Source organism: Nocardia violaceofusca NBRC 14427 (assembly GCF_963869435.1).
Classification (GTDB): Bacteria; Actinomycetota; Actinomycetes; order Mycobacteriales; family Mycobacteriaceae; genus Nocardia; species Nocardia aobensis.
Window position 1 is genome coordinate 19,146 of sequence record NZ_CAWMPM010000035.1, and the last position, 17,530, is coordinate 36,675.

Annotated in this window: 19 protein-coding genes; 1 reads left to right on the forward strand and 18 read right to left on the reverse strand. The window is 68.4% G+C overall.

The genetic code is table 11. From position 1 onward, the window contains the following. Window positions 1-7 precede the first annotated feature (7 nt). The 8 genes from recO to AC5592_RS26810 form a co-directional block, all read right to left on the reverse strand. Entirely contained in the window at window positions 8-781 is a 774-nt protein-coding gene (gene recO / locus AC5592_RS26775; protein ID WP_036499760.1) for a DNA repair protein RecO, read from the reverse strand. A 135-nt stretch (window positions 782-916) separates the two neighbouring features. Then, on the reverse strand, window positions 917-1,330 hold the full coding sequence (locus tag AC5592_RS26780) for a hypothetical protein (RefSeq protein ID WP_143859879.1): 414 nt from the start codon (window positions 1,328-1,330) through the stop codon (window positions 917-919). A 254-nt stretch (window positions 1,331-1,584) separates the two neighbouring features. Further along, the gene (gene era / locus AC5592_RS26785) at window positions 1,585-2,505 is read right to left on the reverse strand and encodes a GTPase Era (protein WP_036499702.1); all 921 of its coding nucleotides are present in this window, start codon (window positions 2,503-2,505) and stop codon (window positions 1,585-1,587) included. Then, window positions 2,502-2,882: a cytidine deaminase-like protein gene (locus tag AC5592_RS26790; RefSeq protein ID WP_051024453.1), complete on the reverse strand. Its 381-nt coding sequence runs from the start codon at window positions 2,880-2,882 to the stop codon at window positions 2,502-2,504. Before AC5592_RS26790 ends, era begins: the two co-directional genes overlap by 4 nt. Next, a complete protein-coding gene (locus tag AC5592_RS26795) occupies window positions 2,869-4,227 on the reverse strand; it encodes a hemolysin family protein (RefSeq protein WP_051024452.1) in 1,359 nt (452 codons plus the stop codon). Before AC5592_RS26795 ends, AC5592_RS26790 begins: the two co-directional genes overlap by 14 nt. Before the next feature lie 43 nt (window positions 4,228-4,270). Beyond that, window positions 4,271-4,825 (reverse strand): rRNA maturation RNase YbeY, encoded by a 555-nt coding sequence (gene ybeY, locus AC5592_RS26800; RefSeq protein WP_030512859.1) that lies wholly within the window; start codon window positions 4,823-4,825, stop codon window positions 4,271-4,273. 90 nt (window positions 4,826-4,915) lie between these two features. Further along, the gene (locus tag AC5592_RS26805; protein ID WP_036499755.1) at window positions 4,916-5,992 is read right to left on the reverse strand and encodes a PhoH family protein; all 1,077 of its coding nucleotides are present in this window, start codon (window positions 5,990-5,992) and stop codon (window positions 4,916-4,918) included. A gap of 195 nt (window positions 5,993-6,187) precedes the next feature. Next, window positions 6,188-7,084 (reverse strand): LysR family transcriptional regulator, encoded by an 897-nt coding sequence (locus tag AC5592_RS26810; protein ID WP_036499700.1) that lies wholly within the window; start codon window positions 7,082-7,084, stop codon window positions 6,188-6,190. 101 nt (window positions 7,085-7,185) lie between these two features. On the opposite strand from AC5592_RS26810, the gene AC5592_RS26815 reads away from it, so the two are divergent. Then, on the forward strand, window positions 7,186-8,460 hold the full coding sequence (locus AC5592_RS26815; RefSeq protein WP_063065845.1) for an MFS transporter: 1,275 nt from the start codon (window positions 7,186-7,188) through the stop codon (window positions 8,458-8,460). 39 nt (window positions 8,461-8,499) lie between these two features. Here the strand turns inward: AC5592_RS26815 and AC5592_RS26820 are convergent, their stop codons facing one another. The 10 genes from AC5592_RS26820 to AC5592_RS26865 all read right to left on the reverse strand — a co-directional run bounded on the left by AC5592_RS26820 (window position 8,500) and on the right by AC5592_RS26865 (window position 17,520). Next, window positions 8,500-9,240: a 16S rRNA (uracil(1498)-N(3))-methyltransferase gene (locus tag AC5592_RS26820; RefSeq protein WP_063065846.1), complete on the reverse strand. Its 741-nt coding sequence runs from the start codon at window positions 9,238-9,240 to the stop codon at window positions 8,500-8,502. Between the two features lie 7 nt (window positions 9,241-9,247). Further along, complete coding sequence (gene dnaJ / locus AC5592_RS26825) at window positions 9,248-10,396, reverse strand: molecular chaperone DnaJ (RefSeq protein ID WP_036499695.1); 1,149 nt, start codon at window positions 10,394-10,396, stop codon at window positions 9,248-9,250. Window positions 10,397-10,527: 131 nt separating this feature from the next. Then, window positions 10,528-11,559, reverse strand: a complete 1,032-nt coding sequence (gene hrcA, locus AC5592_RS26830; RefSeq protein WP_036499751.1) for a heat-inducible transcriptional repressor HrcA — start codon at window positions 11,557-11,559, stop codon at window positions 10,528-10,530. A 233-nt stretch (window positions 11,560-11,792) separates the two neighbouring features. Beyond that, a complete protein-coding gene (locus tag AC5592_RS26835; protein WP_036499694.1) occupies window positions 11,793-12,002 on the reverse strand; it encodes a hypothetical protein in 210 nt (69 codons plus the stop codon). A 96-nt stretch (window positions 12,003-12,098) separates the two neighbouring features. After that, a complete protein-coding gene (locus AC5592_RS26840) occupies window positions 12,099-12,854 on the reverse strand; it encodes an ESX secretion-associated protein EspG (RefSeq protein ID WP_063065847.1) in 756 nt (251 codons plus the stop codon). A gap of 105 nt (window positions 12,855-12,959) precedes the next feature. Further along, window positions 12,960-14,132, reverse strand: a complete 1,173-nt coding sequence (locus tag AC5592_RS26845) for a WXG100 family type VII secretion target (RefSeq protein ID WP_063065848.1) — start codon at window positions 14,130-14,132, stop codon at window positions 12,960-12,962. Next, entirely contained in the window at window positions 14,132-14,650 is a 519-nt protein-coding gene (locus tag AC5592_RS26850; RefSeq protein ID WP_063065849.1) for a hypothetical protein, read from the reverse strand. Before AC5592_RS26850 ends, AC5592_RS26845 begins: the two co-directional genes overlap by 1 nt. A 51-nt stretch (window positions 14,651-14,701) precedes the next feature. Further along, a complete protein-coding gene (locus tag AC5592_RS26855; RefSeq protein ID WP_084507264.1) occupies window positions 14,702-15,268 on the reverse strand; it encodes a DUF3558 domain-containing protein in 567 nt (188 codons plus the stop codon). A gap of 194 nt (window positions 15,269-15,462) precedes the next feature. Continuing rightward, a complete protein-coding gene (gene hemW / locus AC5592_RS26860; RefSeq protein WP_083870666.1) occupies window positions 15,463-16,665 on the reverse strand; it encodes a radical SAM family heme chaperone HemW in 1,203 nt (400 codons plus the stop codon). 45 nt (window positions 16,666-16,710) lie between these two features. Further along, window positions 16,711-17,520 carry a helix-turn-helix domain-containing protein gene (locus tag AC5592_RS26865; protein ID WP_083870665.1) on the reverse strand — a complete coding sequence of 270 codons (810 nt, stop codon included), beginning with the start codon at window positions 17,518-17,520 and terminating at the stop codon, window positions 16,711-16,713. Between the last annotated feature and the right edge of the window lie 10 nt (window positions 17,521-17,530).

A 17,530-nucleotide genomic window follows, 5' to 3' on the forward strand; every position in this document is an offset into this window, starting at 1 on the left:
GGCCGGTCTATCCCACCCGCGACGCCGGCGGCTCCGCCGCCTCGTGCGGACGAGAGCGCTCGATCAACGGCAACGTCCGCAACTGCCGTTCCAGATGCCATTGCAGATGGGCGGCGGTGAGCCCGCTGGCCTGGCGGCGGACGGACTCGGCAACCACGTCGAGTCCGGTCCAGTCTCCGCGATTGAGCGCACTCATCAATTCCAGGACCCCGACCGCGGGCGTGGCCGAGCCGGGCGGACGGCAGTGCACGCAGACCGCTCCCCCGGCGGCCACGTGGAAGGCGCGGTGCGGGCCGGGGGTGGCACACCGGGCACATTCGTCGAGAGCGGGCGCCCAGCCCGCGAAACCCATGGCGCGCAACAGGAATGCGTCGAGGATCAGTTCGTGCGGGCGCCGGCCGGCGGCGATCGCGCGCAGGGCGCCGGCGGTCAGGGTGTGCAGGCGGGGCGCGGGGGCGCGCTCCTCACCGGCGAGACGTTCGGCGGTCTCCAGCACCGCGCAGGCGGTGGTGTAGCGACCGTAGTCGGCGACGATATCGGCGGCGAACGCCTCCACGGTGTGCACCTGCGTCACGGTGTCGAGGTTGCGTCCGGGATACAGCTGCACGTCGATATAGGCGAACGGTTCCAGCCGGGCGCCGAACTTCGACCGGGTGCGGCGCACACCCTTCGCCACCGCCCGGACCAGCCCGTGCTGACGGGTGAGCAGCGTGACGATGCGATCGGCCTCACCCAGCTTGTGCTGGCGCAGCACAATGGCCTGGTCCCGATACAACAACACGTTCACAGTCTCCCACGCCACCCCGACGTGCCCGCGCCCCCACGCCACTCGACACCGCTCGGGCGCCACGTAACCGCCCCGGCCACCGAGTCGCCGGGCATCCGCCCCCGCGGGTGCGCCAGGCCTTCGTGGCCGCTACACGCTGCGCGGCAGTCCCTCGGCATACAGCTGCGCGATGCGGGGTGCGTGAATTGTGCGCAGCATCAACGTGGTCCAGCCGGTGCGGATCGGGTCGATCGCGCCGCGGTCGGCCTCGACAAGCATGCGCTCGGGCCCCTGCAGTTCCATGGTGACGGCGGGATGACCCAGCCAGACGTCGACCAACGCCTCCTGATTACCCCAGATGACGAGGCGCTTTCTGCTCATCCCGATGGTGCCGCCGACGATGTTCTCCCAACTGGAGGAACCGTAGTGCAGTGGCGTCCGATAATTGCGTCTGGCCAGCGATCCACTCACCGGGCCGAATACGACGATCCCTTCCGATTCCAGATCCGAACGCACTTGTGGCGGCAGCTCTTTCGAGCCGAACGCCCGGGACATCCACTTCACGCCAGGATCGTAGGCCCGTCTCACAATGTGCGTGCGCACACAGTTCGCCCGCTCCTGCGGAAATACCGGAATCGCACATCACAATTCGACTACGGCCCACCTGCGAATCCGATATGGGCGGTTACCCGGATGCGCGCCGCGTTTCGCGCGCGCCCCGAGACGGAGATCACAGAAAGCGACGGCATCGACGCGAGACCTGAGGTCGAACCCCGTAACCGCACCGGCTCGAGGCCGATCCCCGGTGGGAGCATCGATCAGAAGCCCAGCTTGCGCAGCTGCTTGGGATCGCGCTGCCAGTCCTTGGCGACCTTCACGTGCAGGTGCAGATAGATGCGGGTGCCCAGGATGTGCTCGATCTGCTTGCGCGCCGCGGTGCCGACCTCTTTGAGCCGCGCGCCGCGTTTGCCGATGATGATCGCCTTCTGACTCGGCCGCTCCACGTACAGCAGCGCGTGCACGTCGAGCATGTCCTCGTGTTCCTCGCGCGGCATGATCTCCTCGATCACCACCGCCAGCGAATGCGGCAACTCGTCGCGCACACCCTCCAGCGCCGCCTCGCGGATGAGCTCGGCCATGAGGGTTTCCTCGGGCTCGTCGGTCAGCTCACCGTCGGGGTAGAACGCCGGGCCCTCCGGCATCTTGGAGGCGATCACATCGACGAGCAGTTCGACCTGTTCCCCCTTGGCCGCGGAGACCGGAACCACCTCGGCCTCGGGGCCCAGCAGTTGCGAGACCGCGAGCAGTTGCTCGGCGACCTGCGGCTTGTCCACCTTGTCGATCTTGGTGACCACGCCGAGCAGGGTCGTCTTCGGCGCCATCTGCCGGACCTGCTGCACGATCCAGCGGTCACCCGGTCCGATCTTCTCGTCGGCCGGAATGCACAGCGCGATCACGTCGACCTCGGAGTAGGTGTCGCGCACCAGATCGTTGAGGCGCTGCCCCAGCAACGTGCGCGGCCGGTGCAGTCCCGGAGTGTCGACCAGGATCAGCTGAGCGTGGTCGCGATGCACGATGCCGCGGATGGTGTGGCGCGTGGTCTGCGGACGCGAGGACGTGATCGCGATCTTCTGGCCGACCATGGCGTTGGTCAGCGTGGATTTGCCGGTATTGGGCCGGCCGACGAAACAGACGAAGCCGGAACGGAATTCGCCCTCACCGGGCTGCTCGACGCTCATCGTGCCGTCTCGGTTCCGGCGTCGACGGTGCGGTAGGTCGCACCCTTGCGATCGGTGACGATGATCGCGGCCGAGGCGCTCACCTCGCGCACCGCGGCCACGCCCGGATCGGCATCCTGCCCGCCGACCAGCACCGCCGCCTCGAACCCTTCCGCACCGCTGGAGATCGCGGCCGCGACCGCCGCCTGCAGCGCCGACAGCGACAACGCGTTCAGGTCCACCGTGCCGGCGGCGTAGGTGCGGCCGTCGGTATCGCGGATCGCCGCGCCCGCCACCCCGCCGGTGCGTCCCATCGCACCGCGGGCCAGCACCAGCAGTTTGCCGTCCTCGGCGCTCAATTCGCCGGTGTTCGATTCGGCGGTTTCACCCTCGGTCATCGCCATCTCCGTTCTCGTATCTCGACGTCTCTTCCCGCCCCTGACGGTCGCCGCGCACCGCATCCGCGAGCGCGCCCGACAGTTCGCCCGGCTCCCCCGCCCGGCGCGCGACGACGGTGTGCACGCGCACCCGCCCCCTGGTATCGGCGCCGCCCTCGCCCTGCAGCAGCAGCCCGTGCGCGACGACCTCCGATCCCGGCAGCGGCACCCGGCCCAGTGTGTGGGCCAGCATGCCGCCGACGGTGTCGACGTCCTCCTCCTCGATCTCCAAGCCGAACAGCTCGCCCAGATCCTCGACCGGCAGCCGGGTGGAGACGCGGTAGACGCCCTCGCCCAGTTCCTCCACCGGCGCGATCTCGTCGGTGTCGTATTCGTCGGCGATCTCGCCGACGATCTCCTCGAGGACGTCCTCGATGGTGACCAGCCCGGCTATCCCGCCGTATTCGTCCACCAGCAGCGCCATGTGATTGCGGCGACGCTGCATCTCGTCGAGCAGAGCGTCGAGCGGTTTCGAGTCGGGCACGAACACGGCCGGCCGCATCACCGCCCGCACCTGCACACTGCGGCCCCGATCCGCATACGGCACAAGATCTTTCAGATAGACCACGCCGAGGATGTCGTCGACGTTCTCGCCGACCACGGGAATGCGCGAATGCCCGGACCGCACGGCCAGCGACATCGCCTGCGCCACCGTCTTGTCCGCCTCGATCCACACCATCTCGGTGCGCGGCACCATTACCGCGCGGGCCGCGGTGTCGCCGAGTTCGAACACCGACTGGATCATGCGGCGTTCCTCGGAGTCGACCACACCGCTCTGCTGCGCCATATCGACGATCTCGCGCAGTTCCACTTCGGAAGCGAAGGGGCCGTTGCGAAATCCGCGACCCGGGGTGATGGCGTTACCGATCATGATCAGCAACCGGCTCACCGGGCCGAGCAGCGCCCCGATCGCCTGCACCGGCAGCGCGGCCGCCAGCGAGATCGAATACGCGTGCTGGCGGCCCAGCGTGCGCGGGCCGACACCGATGACGACATAGTCGATCACGACCATGATCACCGCGGTCACGGCCAGCGCCCACCCCCAGCTGAGCACCTCGCCGAGTGCGGCCACCAGCAGGACCGTCGCCGCGATCTCACAGGTCAGCCGCAACAACACCATGAGGTTCACATAGCGCGGCCGATCGATCGTGATCCGGGCCAGCCGACGGGCACCCGGCCGGTCGGCGCGGACCAGATCCTCCACCCGCGCCGCCGAAACCGTCATCAACGCGGAATCGATCGCCGCGAAGACACCGCCGACGGGCACCAGCAGAATCGCCAGCAGCAGCGGGATCAGCGCATTCACGCTCTGCCCTCGGCCGCCCGAGCTCGGGCCCGGGTGGTGACGCTCATGCGGGATCCAGGGGATCGCCGGGGGCGGTGAATCCGGTCTTGCCCAGCAGGCGGCGGTCGCGCTCGGCCAGTTCGGCACGGCGGGCGGCCTCGCGCAGGCTTTCGTACCATTCGGCGAGCAGGCGGTTCTGCAGGCCGAACATCACCTTCTCCTCTTCCGGCTCGGCGTGGTCGTAGCCGAGCAGATGCAGCACTCCGTGGACGGTCAGCAGCGCCAGCTCGTGGTCGAGGGAATGACCGGCCTTACCGGCTTGAGCGGCGGCGAATTCGGGGCAGAGCACGATGTCGCCGAGCATCGAGGGGCCCGGTTCGGCGCCGTCGGGGCGGCCACCGGGTTCGAGTTCGTCCATCGGGAACGACATCACATCGGTGGGACCCGGCAGATCCATCCACCGCATGTGCAGGTCGGCCATGGTATCGAGATCGACGAGCACCATCGACAATTCGGCCGCCGGATGCACGTCCATCCGTTCGATCGCGAACCGCGCGACGCTGACCAGATCCGGTTCCGATACGTCGATGCCCGACTCGTTGGCGATCTCGATACTCACCCTGCCAGCCTAATGGGGGCCGCGCGGGGGCTCACCACCACATCAGCGGCGAGCCGCTCCTACAACTCAGCGGCGAGCCGCTCCTACAACTCAGCGGCGCGCCGCCTTGTCGGCCGCGCGGCGCTGGGCGCGGTTGCCGCCCGGGTAATGCCGCGCCACCTGCGGGCGGGCATCGGACTCGTAGCGCTCGTAGGCGTCGACGATGTCCGAGACCAGCCGATGGCGAACCACGTCACTGGAGGTGAGCTCCGCGAAATGGATGTCGTCCACATCGGTGAGGATGTCGCTGACCACCCGCAGTCCGGACCTGGTCCCGCCGGGCAGGTCGACCTGGGTGACGTCGCCGGTGACGACGATCTTCGAGCCGAAGCCGAGCCGGGTCAAAAACATCTTCATCTGTTCCGGCGTGGTGTTCTGCGCCTCGTCCAGGATGATGAACGAATCGTTGAGGCTGCGTCCGCGCATGTACGCCAGCGGCGCGACCTCGATCACGCCGGAGGCCATCAGCTTCGGAATCGCCTCGGGGTCCATCATGTCGTGCAGGGCGTCGTAGAGCGGGCGCAGATACGGGTCGATCTTCTCGTTCAGCGTGCCCGGCAGGAAGCCCAGCCGCTCCCCGGCCTCCACCGCCGGACGGGTGAGGATGATGCGGGTGACCTGCTTGCTCTGCAGCGCCTGCACGGCCTTGGCGACCGCCAGATAGGTCTTACCGGTACCGGCCGGGCCGATGCCGAAGACGATGGTGTGCTCGTCGATGGCGTCGACGTAGCGCTTCTGGTTCAGCGTCTTCGGGCGGATGGTCTTGCCGCGCCGGGCGATGATGTCGAGACTCAGCACCTCGGCGGGGGAATCGGAGGATCCCTCGGTCAGCATGGAGACCGTATGCCGGACCGCTTCCGGGGTGACGACGCGGTTGTGCGCGGTCAGCGCCACGAGCTGCTCGACCACCCGCTCGGCCAGCGCCACATCGGCGGCCTTACCGGTGAGGGTGACCGAATTCCCGCGTACGTGGATGTCGGCGTCGAGCAGACCTTCGAGTTCACGCAGGTTCGCGTCGGCGGAACCGAGGAATCCGAACACGGACTCGGGGGCCAGTTCGATGCTGGAACGCACCGTCCGGGCCGCTGGACCCGAACCGTTACCGTTGCCGGGGGCACCGGCTCCGATGCCGGTCGTGGGTGTTGTCGGGTCGCCGATATCGCCTGATGTTCGCAAAAGGAGCTATGGCCTGCTTTCCGGTCTCGAACGGATCCTCTCCTGTTCTCAAAGTCTATCGCGCGGCTCCGACACCGCCCACTTATTTGATCTCCAGCCGCAGCTCAGAGCCCGCTCACCCGGAAGATGAGGGTCGTCACCGTCCGTTCACCGGCCGCTGCGGCGCGCCCATTCGACGGCGAAGTCACGAAAGGTGCGCACCGCCTCGCCGGGCACGGTGTCGGCCGACCAGATCAGCCCGACCGCGCGGGCGGCGCCCGGATCCGACAGCGGAACCAGCACCGGCCCGGGCTGCGGTCCCCGCACCGCCGGCTCCTCCAACGGCAGCAACGCCACGCCGAGTCCCGCCGCCACCAGGCCCGAAACGGTCACCAGATCACTGGACTCCAGTGCGATCCGCGGGCGGAAATCCGCTGCGGCACACAGCTCGTCGAGAATTCTGCGCATCCCGTATCCGGTCGGCATGGCGATGAATTCGGCCTCGGCGGCCTCCGCCAGCCGGATCTGCCGCCGTCCCGCCAGCCGGTGGTCGACCGGCACGCCCAGGGCGAGGCGCTGCCGGAACAGCGTGCGCCAGCCCAGTCCCGGCAGCGCGGGTTCGGGCGAGGTCAGGCCCAGATCCGCCGTGCCGTCGAGGACCTCGGCGGCCACCACGTTCGCGGGCCCCTGATCGAGCCGGAACGTGATCCGCCCCGACACCCGCCGGAAGCCGGCGATCAACTCCGGCACCACCCGGCCGCCGAAGGAATGGACGAACGCCAGCCGCACCGACCCCCGCGCCGGATTCGCCAGATCCGCGAGCGCCCGGCCCGCGGCGTCCAGTTCGGCCTGGGCGCGGCGGGCGTGTTCGTAGAAGATGCGCCCGGATTCGTTGAGCGTCAGCCGCTTACCGTGCCGGTCGAACAATTGCGTGCCGAGCCGCTGTTCGAGCCGGGCGAGCATGCGCGACAGCGTGGGCTGGGCCAGATGCAGCCGGTCGGCGGCCGCGCCCACGCGCTCGAGTTCGGCGAGGGTCAGAAACCAGTGCAAATCGTCACTCGCCATCGGAAGGCTCCCCGCGCTCAGCTCGCCTAATGCAGCATTTGCATCAACTTACCGATCATTATGCATTTCCTTTTCCAGCCCCGCCGAGCCACGGTGGAGGAATGACCAGCGCGACCGTGACCACCGCTCCCACCCGGACGACCGAGGACGCGCGCCACGAACGCCGGATCACCCTCGCACTCTTCGCGGCCGGACTCACCACCTTCGGGTCGATGTACAGCGCGCAGGCGCTGCTGCCGAGCCTGTCGACGGCCTTCGGCGCGACGCCCGCGCACGCCGCACTGGCGGTCTCGCTGACCACGGGTCTGCTGGCGGTGGCGATCGTGCCGGTGAGCGTGCTGTCGGGGCGGTTCGGCCGCACCCGCGTGATGATCGCGTCCGCGGTGGCGACCAGCGTCATCGGCCTGCTGCTGCCGTTCAGCCCGAATCTGGACGTGCTGCTGGCGGGCCGGGCTGTTCAGGGCATCGCCGTGGCCGGCGTCCCCGCGGTGGCGATGGCCTATCTCGCCGAGGAGATCGGTTCGGCCGGATTGGGCGCGGCGATGGGCATCTACGTCTCGGGCACCACCATCGGCGGTCTGGCCGGTCGGCTGATCCCCGCCTTCACCCTGGAAGTGGCGTCCTGGCGTTGGGGCGCAACGATTTTCGCGGTGGGCGCCGCGCTGTGCACGGTGTGGTTCGTGCGGATGCTGCCGCCCTCGCGCCACTTCGTCGCACGGCCCCTCGGCGTCGGCGCGCTGCTGGGCGATCTCGCCGCACATCTGCGCAACCGCGCGCTGCTACCGCTGTTCGGGTCGGCCTTCCTGCTGATGGGCGGATTCGTCTCGGTGTACAACTTCCTCGGCTACCGGCTCATCCAGTCGCCGTTCGGTCTGTCGGCGGCCACCGCGGGTGCGGTCTTCCTGATGTATCTGTCGGGCACGGTCTCGTCCACCGCGGCGGGCCGATTCGCCGATCGAATCGGCCGTTTCCCGGTAGTGGCGATTTCCATCGTGACGATGGGACTCGGTCTGCTGCTGACCATTCCGGACCAACTCGCGATCCTGCTGCCGGGGCTGTTGCTGTTCACCGCGGGCTTCTTCGGCGCGCACGCGGTGGCCAGCGCCTGGGTGGGCGCCACCGCGACCGGCAATCGCGCGGCCGCCTCCTCGCTGTACCTGTTCGCCTACTACGTGGGCAGTTCGATCGTCGGAGCGCTGGCGGGCCTGGCCTACAGCTGGCACGGGTGGGCCGGATTGGTGCTGTACGTGGGCGTGCTGATCGTCGTCGCGGCCGGCTTGGTCGCGAGCCTCGGATTCCGTCCGCGCACGGACATCGCAGCTCGGCGATCGGCCGGGACGTTCGCCGGCATGCGGCGCGATAGCCCGGTGGAATGACCGCGCCGCCGATGGCACCTGCCATCCCGCCGACGAGATCTACCAGCGCGGAGTCAGGGCCCCCAGCGCACCGAGCGCGACCGCCGCGGCGGTGGACGTGCGCAGCACGGTCGGTCCCAACAGCGCGACGGTGGCACCGGCCGCGGTGAGCGCATCCAGCTCCGACTCGTCGAGGCCGCCTTCGGGGCCCACGATCAACACGATCGGCGCGGTCTGCGGGAACGGCAGCTCGGCGAATCGTGCCGCTGCGGATTCGTGCAGCGCGATCGCGATGCCGTTGTCCGCGATGGTTTTCCGGACCAGCTCGGCCACATCCAGGGTGCGGTGCAGATCGGCGACCTCGGGAATGTAGGGCCGCCGCGACTGCCGGGCCGCCGACCGGGCCGCCGCACGCCATTTGTCGACGCCCTTGCGCGCCTTGGCTTCCCAGTTCGCGACACACCGGGCGGCCTGCCACGGCACGATCACGTCGGCCCCCGCCTCGGTCATCGATTCGACCGCGAGTTCGGAGCGATCCGATTTGGGCAGTGCCTGCACCACTGTCACCGGGGGCGACACGGGCGGGGCGACCACCCGGTCGAGCACCTTCAGGTCCAGTCGATCCCGCCCGGTGGCCACGACCTCGGATTCGGCGAGCAGTCCCGCACCGTCGGAGAGCGTGATCGGCTCGCCGACCCGGATGCGGCGCACGGTCGCGGCGTGCCGTCCCTCGGGGCCGTCGAGCACCGCGACCGCGCCGACCGGCGGAATGTCGTCGAGGTAGAAAACCGTTGCGGCCACGGCGTTGTCAGCGACCGCTGAACGAGGCGCGCAGCCGCGCGAACAATCCGCTGTTGTGTTCGGACTGAGCCGAGAGCACCTCGGTGTGTTCGCCGTTGCGCATCGCCTGATACTTGCGCAGCAGATCGAACTGCTTGTTGTCCAGTTTGGTCGGGATCACGATGTCCAGGTGCGCGACCAGATCGCCGCGCGAGCTCGAGCGCAGCTTCGGCATGCCGTGGGCGCGCAGCACCGACACCTCACCCGGCTGGGTGCCCGGCGGAATGGTCAGTTCGGTGGGCCCGTCCAGGATGGTGTCGATGACCACCGTGGTGCCGAGTGCGGCATCGACCATCGGAACCCGGATCGTGCAGTGCAGATCGTCGCCGTCGCGGACGAAGGTGTCGTGCGGCTGCTCCACGATCTCGACGTAGAGGTCGCCGGCCGGTCCGCCGCCGGGGCCGATCTCACCCTGCGCGGCCAGCCGCACCCGCATGCCGTTGGCCACACCGGCCGGAATCGGCGCGGCGATCTCGCGGCGCGCACGCACCCGGCCGTCGCCACCGCATTTGCGGCAGGGATCGGGGATGGTCTCGCCGGTGCCGCGGCAGGTCGGACACGGCCGGGACGTCATGACCTGCCCCAGGAAGGACCGCTGCACGGTCTGCACCTCACCCGCGCCGCCACAGGTCTCACAGCGCACCGGCTTGGAATTGCCGTTGGTGCCCGAACCCTGACACAGATCACAGAGCACCGCGGTGTCGACGGTGAGGTGCTTGGTGACACCGACCGCGCATTCGGCCAGCGACAGCCGGGTCCGCAGCAGCGAATCCGCGCCCGGTTGCACCCGCCCGCGCGGTTTGCGCGAACTGGTCGCGTTCATACCGCCGAAGAAGGCCTCGAACACATCGCCCAGACCGCCGAAGCCGGCGCCGGAGAAGCCACCGCCCGCGCCCGCCGATTCCATCGGGTCGCCGCCCATATCGACGATGCGGCGCTTCTCGGAGTCGGTGAGAACCTCGTAGGCGGTGGATACCTCGCGGAACCGCTCCTGCGCGTCCGGATCCGGGTTGACGTCGGGGTGCAGTTCCCGGGCCAGCTTGCGGTAGGCGCGTTTGATCTCCTGGTCGGACGCATTGCGCCCGACGCCGAGGATTCCGTAGTAGTCCCGTGCCACTTGAGTCTCTAGTCCTGTTCCGAATGGGTGTCGTCCAGCATCCCTGCTCGCAGCCGATGCTGCCATGTTCACTGTGGCCGACCGGCGAACTCGGTTGCCGGCCGGCGCGGATCCCGGTTACCGGGGCGGGCTCATCGTTCCGCGAGCACCTCACCGATATAACGGGCGACCGCGGCGACCGAGGCGATCGTGCCGGGGTAGTCCATCCGGGTCGGGCCGACCACTCCCATACCTCCCAGCACGGTACCCGGCATACCGTACCCGGTGGATACCACCGAGGTGCCGCGCATCTGCTCGACCCGGGTCTCCTCGCCGATCTGCACCGTCACCGTGCCGGGCTGCTGCGCGGCGGCCAGCAGCTTCAACACCACCACCTGCTCCTCGAGCGCCTCGAGTACGGCACGCAGCGAACCCGGGAAGCCGAAGTCGCCGGCGTTGCGGGTCAGGTTGGCCGTGCCGCCCAGCACCAACCGCTCCTCCGGATGTTCCACCAGCGTTTCGACCAGCACGGTCGACACCCGGACCAGCACATCACGCAGCCTGGCGGGTGCGTTCTCCGGCAACGCCGCGACGGCGCTCGAGGCGGCGGACAGACGCTTACCGTCCATCGCCTTGCCGAGCATGCCGCGCAGTGCGGCGAGATCCTCGTCGTCGATCACCGCCCCCAGGTCGACGAGCCGCTGGTCGACCCGCCCGGTGTCGGTGATCACGACCAGCAGCAGCCGGGCCGGATTGAGGGCCACCACCTCCAGGTGGCGCACCGTCGACGCCGAGACCGTCGGGTACTGCACCATCGCGACCTGCCGGGTCAGCTGCGCCAGCAACCGCACCCCGCGGCGCAGGACGTCGTCGAGGTCCACGCCGCTTTCGAGGAACTCCATGATCGCGCGGCGCTCGGCATTCGACAGCGGCTTGACTTCGGCGATGTTGTCCACGAACTGGCGATAGCCCTTGTCGGTCGGAATGCGACCGGAGCTCGTGTGCGGCTGAGTGATGTAGCCCTCAGCCTCGAGGACCGCCATATCGTTACGCACGGTTGCGCTGGAGACACCCAGATTGTGCTTGTCCACCAGCGTTTTCGACCCGATCGGCTCCTTGGTCGCGATGTAGTCCGCGACGATCGCGCGCAGGACCTCCAGCCGCCGCTTCTCGGTGCTCGACATCGGCCCCACCTCCTCGCTCGCCTTCGGGGTCCACACGGCCGCAGACGGGCAGCGTCGACCGCGCGGATTCCCGGTTGATCCGACACCAGTTTAGTTCCTGTGCGGACAAGTTCCCGCGTGTGAGGTCGCACAGTGGTACCGGACCGGCACCTGGCACCCGGTCGCCCGGCGGAGCGGGGTGGAATCACGGCAGGCGCGGGCGACGACGTCCGATCGTCGCCCGACGCGCGAACTCAGTCCGATTCGGCGACGAGTTTGCCTGCCGCCGCGTCCAATCCGAGCATCGTCAGCAGCGCCTGGCAGTCGTCGACTCCGGTCGAATGACTGGCCACCGCCCGCGCGGCGAGCGCGCCGCGCCGCGCGGCCTCGGCTTTCTCCGCGGCACGCGTTTCGGCGAACTCGCTCTGCTCGTGGACAAGTGTGATGTGGCGTGCCTGTGACATGGATCTCCTCAAGTTGCCTCGAACCCTACGCTGTCCGGGCCCGTGCCCGGGCGGCAGCGCCGAATTCCGGGCGAAATCGGCCGATCCACCGGACCGCTACCAGGTGACGGGTTGCTCCTCGCGCAGGCGGCGCACGGCTCGGTCGATCCAGGTCTCGAAGTGCGCGGCCAGATCTCGGCTCGCCGCCGGGCGAATGGCGATGTGCTCGCGCGACTGCTCCCGCAGATAACGCCCGTCACCTGTGACGTCGAACCATCCGAGGATGTTCCAGGGCTCGGGGCGGCTGTGCAGATAACCGGCCAACAGGCCCGCCATACCGGTGCCGTCGAGGGGCCGGGCGGTGAGGCGGTGGAAACGGTCGCGCGCGGAGTTGCGGGTATAGCCGTCGTCCGGGCCGCGCAGGTCGTCGATGTGGAAGGTGCCCGGCTTCCCGTTTCCCGGAGGGCATCCGGGCACGATGGCGGCCAGGCGGCCGGCGAGCTGGTCGGTGGGGAACAGCCGGCAGCGGACGGGACCGTCGGCGTCGCCGTCGGCGGTCTGGGTCAGCATCACCGCGTGGTAGGGGGTGCGCGCGCCGATCACGCGGTACTCGCGCGGCCTGCCCTTGCCGAGAACCGCAGATTCGCCGTGGATTTCGATGCGGAGTTCGGAGGTGGTGAGCGTGTGCAGCGCCAGATTCAGCTGCTCGAACTCGTCGGTGCCGTATCGGGCGCGCACGGCGGCCCGGTGTGCGGTGACCTCGTCGTTGGTGGCCAGCTTGCTGGTGTAGCGCAGCGGCACCGGTATCCGATCGTTGGCATCGCTGTACCACAGGACCGCGAAATCGTCCGGGTCCCAACTCCATTCGGCCATCGTGGGGAAACGCTCCGATCATGCGAGACAGCACCGCCGGACTCGATGATCACGAGAACGGCGGCGAAACAGACGGATTCGGGTGACAGGGGCGAACCGGTGCGATCAGCCGGAACCGGCCGGCGGCTCGGCATAGTCGCCGCCGATCACGCCGCCCGGAATGGTTCGCGGTGCGGGACCGAGCAACTCCTCGGTGTTCTCCATGTTCCGCAGCCACTCGGGCAGATCGTGGGTCTTCTCCTCGCCCTCGGACTTCCCTTTGGCACCACCCAAGCCGCCCATACCGGGCATACCCGAGGTCCCCGTCTTGCCTCCGAGCGCGCCGCCGGTGGCGGCCGCGTTCGCCGCGGTGCCGGCCGGGCCCCCCGGGACGCTGCGCCCCGGACCGCCGGGTGTCGACCCACCGGGCAGCCCGCCGAGACCACCGCCGGGATAACCGCCACCGGACAGCCCGCCTGCTCCGCCCGACAAGCCGCTGGGCATCGTCGAGGCCCCCAATCCGGACGGGTCCACGGCACTGGGCGTGGTCGGAGAATTCGCCGGCGAACCGAGACCGGAGGCTGTCGTCGACGACGGAGCAGTGGACGACGGATTCGTCGACGGCGTGTTGTCGGTCGGACTTCCCGGCTGCCCGGGACCGGGAGTCCCAGGTCCCGGCCCGGGGCCAGGGCCCGGTCCGGGACCCGTCGGAGGCGGCGCGACAGACGTCCCCGGCGGTTTGTACAGCGGATCGGCCGGATTGTCGGGTACCGGCAGAACCGGGATCTGCCCGTCCGCGGCGACGAACTGCTTCACATAGTGATCCCGCATGGCCTCCCGGGCGGCGTTCTCGCAATCGCCCCGGACCGACGGCGAACTGGGACCGTGCATACCCAGCATCTGCCAACTCGTCGGATTCCACCCCGACGCGTGCGCCGGCGGTTTGTCCACGATGGTTCTCGTCTTGTCCACACCGTCGACCGTCGACGAAACCCGCTGCGCGAGTTGATTCAACGGAGTCACCAGATCCAGCGCCCGTTGCGCATATCTATTGATCGCGTCGCGCGTCGACGTCGCCGCCGGGCCCTCCCACGCCGCCGAACTGGAGTTGTGAATACGGGCCGCGAACAACTCCGCCGCCGAATTCCACCGCCGGGCGATCTCCTCGTATTCACCGCACCCATGGTTCGCCTCGGTGGTGTTCAGGCCGACGAAGGAGTCGTAGATCTTCTGATGGGTCCAGCTGTCGGGGTTCTCGCCGCCGTTGGTGATCCTGGGGTTTTCGTTGCCCGTGGCCACTACGGGGCTCCCACCGCGGGGCTCTGGGGAACGATGCCGGGTTGAATTTGCACGGTGCCGATAGGACTGGGCGCGGTGTTCGCCTTCAGGAGATTGTACTCGGCAGCGAATTCCTCATCGGTCTCCATGTACTTCTGCGCGATCGTGCGATGAAGAGTCTGTATTTGATCGACAATATCGTAATGCTGCTGAAGGATATCGAACACGTTATTGTTCGTGTCCCTCGATGAATCGACGACTTTAGCCTTCCCGCGGAACCAGCTCACCAGAACCCTCGATGACTCCAGACCATCCGTCGACTCGCCGAGCCCCCAATGTTGGCGGTCCGAAATGTTCTGCGCGATTCGTTGCAACTGCGATATTTCATCTTTGAAAGCTTGGCAATCGCGCTCGATGTAGACGAATTCGTCAGCGTTAACCTTGATAGCGTCGCCGAACTTTACGGTCAGTTTCCCGTCCGAGGCATCCGTGATCGAGGTCGACAGCGGACCATTTGCCTGCTGATCACCTGCAGTCATTGCTTGCCCTCCCCTCAATAATACGGCCGATGTCAGAAATCCGCTCAGCACTCAAAGATTGGAAGGAATAATCGGCGCGATGCCCTCTGTGAGACGTTTAGCGATCTCACAAGAGTCCTGTCCTGCAGATTTCCGTCGATTGGCCGGATTGTTGACACTGACTTCCAGGCTGCCGCCCTTGATTTCAGTACTCAGGATGCAGTGCGTCTTCAGATCCTGCCCTGTCTGCGCGTATGTCAAAGCCGGACGCCCAGCAATGGTCAACTCGTCGGCAACCGCGAAGTCTCTATTCGCACGGACCATCGCCAATGAAATGTTCGTCGAGTCGATCGTCACGCTGTAGCCGTCGGATTGAATCCAGCCGCAACCGCGCCACTTGACGCCCCCATCGCCATCCTTGATATCAGGCTCCGGCTTGACGAGTTCCTCGGACTGCACCAGCGACGGCGGCAATTTGCACGCATCGAAACCGGCTGGCACACCCGGCGCGATGGTCGACGTCTGCGAGACGTTCGTGGAAGCGCTGTGCGGGTCATCACCCGAACGGCATGCGCTCACGAGAGCAAGCAACCCGACACCCACAATGACACCGCGCCTTGCCTTCCCCCAGCTGGCCATTTCGTCCTCTCGCGTGCGCCGGTGTCACAACGCCGGGGCCGGACCGGCTCTCCCGCCCCCGTCAAGCTCGTGTAGACGGTACCGGGCGAGACGGTGGTGCGCAAAGGTAACGACTTGCCGGAACTGCGAAGCAGCGCAGGATTATTCGGAAACGCTGCGTACCTTCCGTCGCATCGCCCGAGAGATGGCGACTGTCAGCTCAGCAGATCGCGAACGACTCCATCGGCGAGCAGGCGCCCTCGATCGGTCAAGACGAGCCGACCATCGGCCACCCGGGCCAGTCCCTCGGCGACCACACCCTCGAGTGCCGCACGCCCATCGGCGTCCAATTCCCCGACCGGAAGACCGGAACGCAAGCGCACGCGCAGCATCACCCGTTCGGTGTACTGCTCCGCGTCCGTCAGCGCCTCCCATCCGGCGGCGGGTAGTCCGGCGCCGGAGGCGATGCGCTCGGCGTAGCGGCCCGGATGCTTGACGTTCCACCAGCGCACCCCGCCGAGGTGGCTGTGCGCGCCGGGGCCGGCGCCGAGCCAGTCGCCGCCGTCCCAGTAGCCGAGGTTGTGCCGGCAGCGGGCGGAAGGTGTTGTGGCCCAGTTGGATACCTCGTACCAGTCGAAGCCGGCGGCGGCGAGGCGGGCGTCTATGCGTTCGTAGCGGGCGGCGAGGGTGTCTTCGTCGGGTGCGGGGAGTTCGCCGCGGCGGACCTTGCGGGCCATGGCGGTGCCGTCCTCGACGATCAGGGAGTACGCGGAGACGTGGTCGACCCCGGCGGCGAGGACCGCGTCGAGGCTGGCGTCGAGGTCGGCGTCGGATTCACCGGGTGTGCCGTAGATCAGGTCGAGGTTGACGTGGTCGAAACCGGCGGCTCGCGCCTCGCGAGCGGCGGCCACGGCGCGGCCGGGCGTGTGAGTACGGTCCAGGATGCGCAGGACGTGGCTCGCGGCCGATTGCATGCCGAGCGAGACGCGGGTGTACCCGGCGGTTCGGATGCGCTCGAAGAACTGCGGTGAGGTGGACTCCGGATTGGATTCCGTGGTCACCTCCGCGTCGGCGGCGAGGGAGAATTCGGCGCGAATGGCGGCGAGGACGTCGGCCAGGCCGTCACCGCCCAGCAGCGACGGGGTACCGCCGCCGACGAACACCGTCGAGACCGGCGGTTGCGCGCTCGGCAGTTCCGCGAAAGCCGCTGCCGCCGTGGACAATTCTCCGCGCAACGCCTCGAGCCACGACTCCGGCGAGGCGCTGGAACCCAGCTCGCCCGCCGTATACGTGTTGAAATCGCAGTAACCACAGCGCGTCGCGCAGAACGGAACGTGCACGTAGATCCCGAACGGCCCGCCGCCGAAATCGCGCAGCGTCGGCGCGGCGGTGGTCTGTTCGGGAGCGGATGCGGTCACCCCACCAGTGTGCCCGGTGCGCCGCAGTGACCGGCGGCACACCGGTCAGTCGACCGCTTCCGGCGCCGGTCGCCCACCTTGGGTCCGATGCGAGCGGGCATATCTGCCGGGAGTGGTGCCGACGATCTCGGTGAACGCCGCGATGAAACCGCTGGGGTTCGCCCACCCGCAGGCGTGCGCGGCATATGTGGCGTCGTGTCCTTCGGCGAGCAGCACGAGGGCGTGCGAGATGCGCAGCTGGGTGCGCCATTCGTAGAAGGTCATGCCGAGCTCGTCGTGGAACAGCCGGCTCAGCGTGCGCGCACCTGCACCGACCGCCCGCCCGAGTTCGGCCAGCGGGGTGGTGTCGGCGGGATTGTCGTACAGGATCCGCGCGACGGCCTGCAATCGGTCGTCGCGAGGTTGCGGCAGTTGCAGCGGCTGCTCGTGGGCTTCCCGGAGTTCGTCGACGAGAACGCGATGCAGTCGGGCACGCGCGCCGCGGTCGTGGTCGCGGGGCCCGGTGAGACTGAGGAAGATCTCGCGGGCCAGATCGGTGGCCCCGAAGACGGCGGGGTGATCCGGTAGCAGCCGGGCCGGCGCCGCGGGGAGAAAGACGATCCGCATGTCGGTACGTCCGTGCGCGCGGTGCTGATGCGTGAATCCGGCTGGGGTCCAGCCGATTCGGCTGGCCGGCACGATCGACGTCCCGCGCTCGGTGTGCACCGACAGCACACCGCGGGCGGCGTACACCAGATGTCCGCGCGCATGGGCGTGGACCGAACTCGACGCTCCGGAAGCCCACTGGTGAACGCCACCGGAGGGCCACAGCCGCGACGTCGGACCCGTCTCGGCGGCGTGGCGGCGAACGGGCATAACGTGGCAT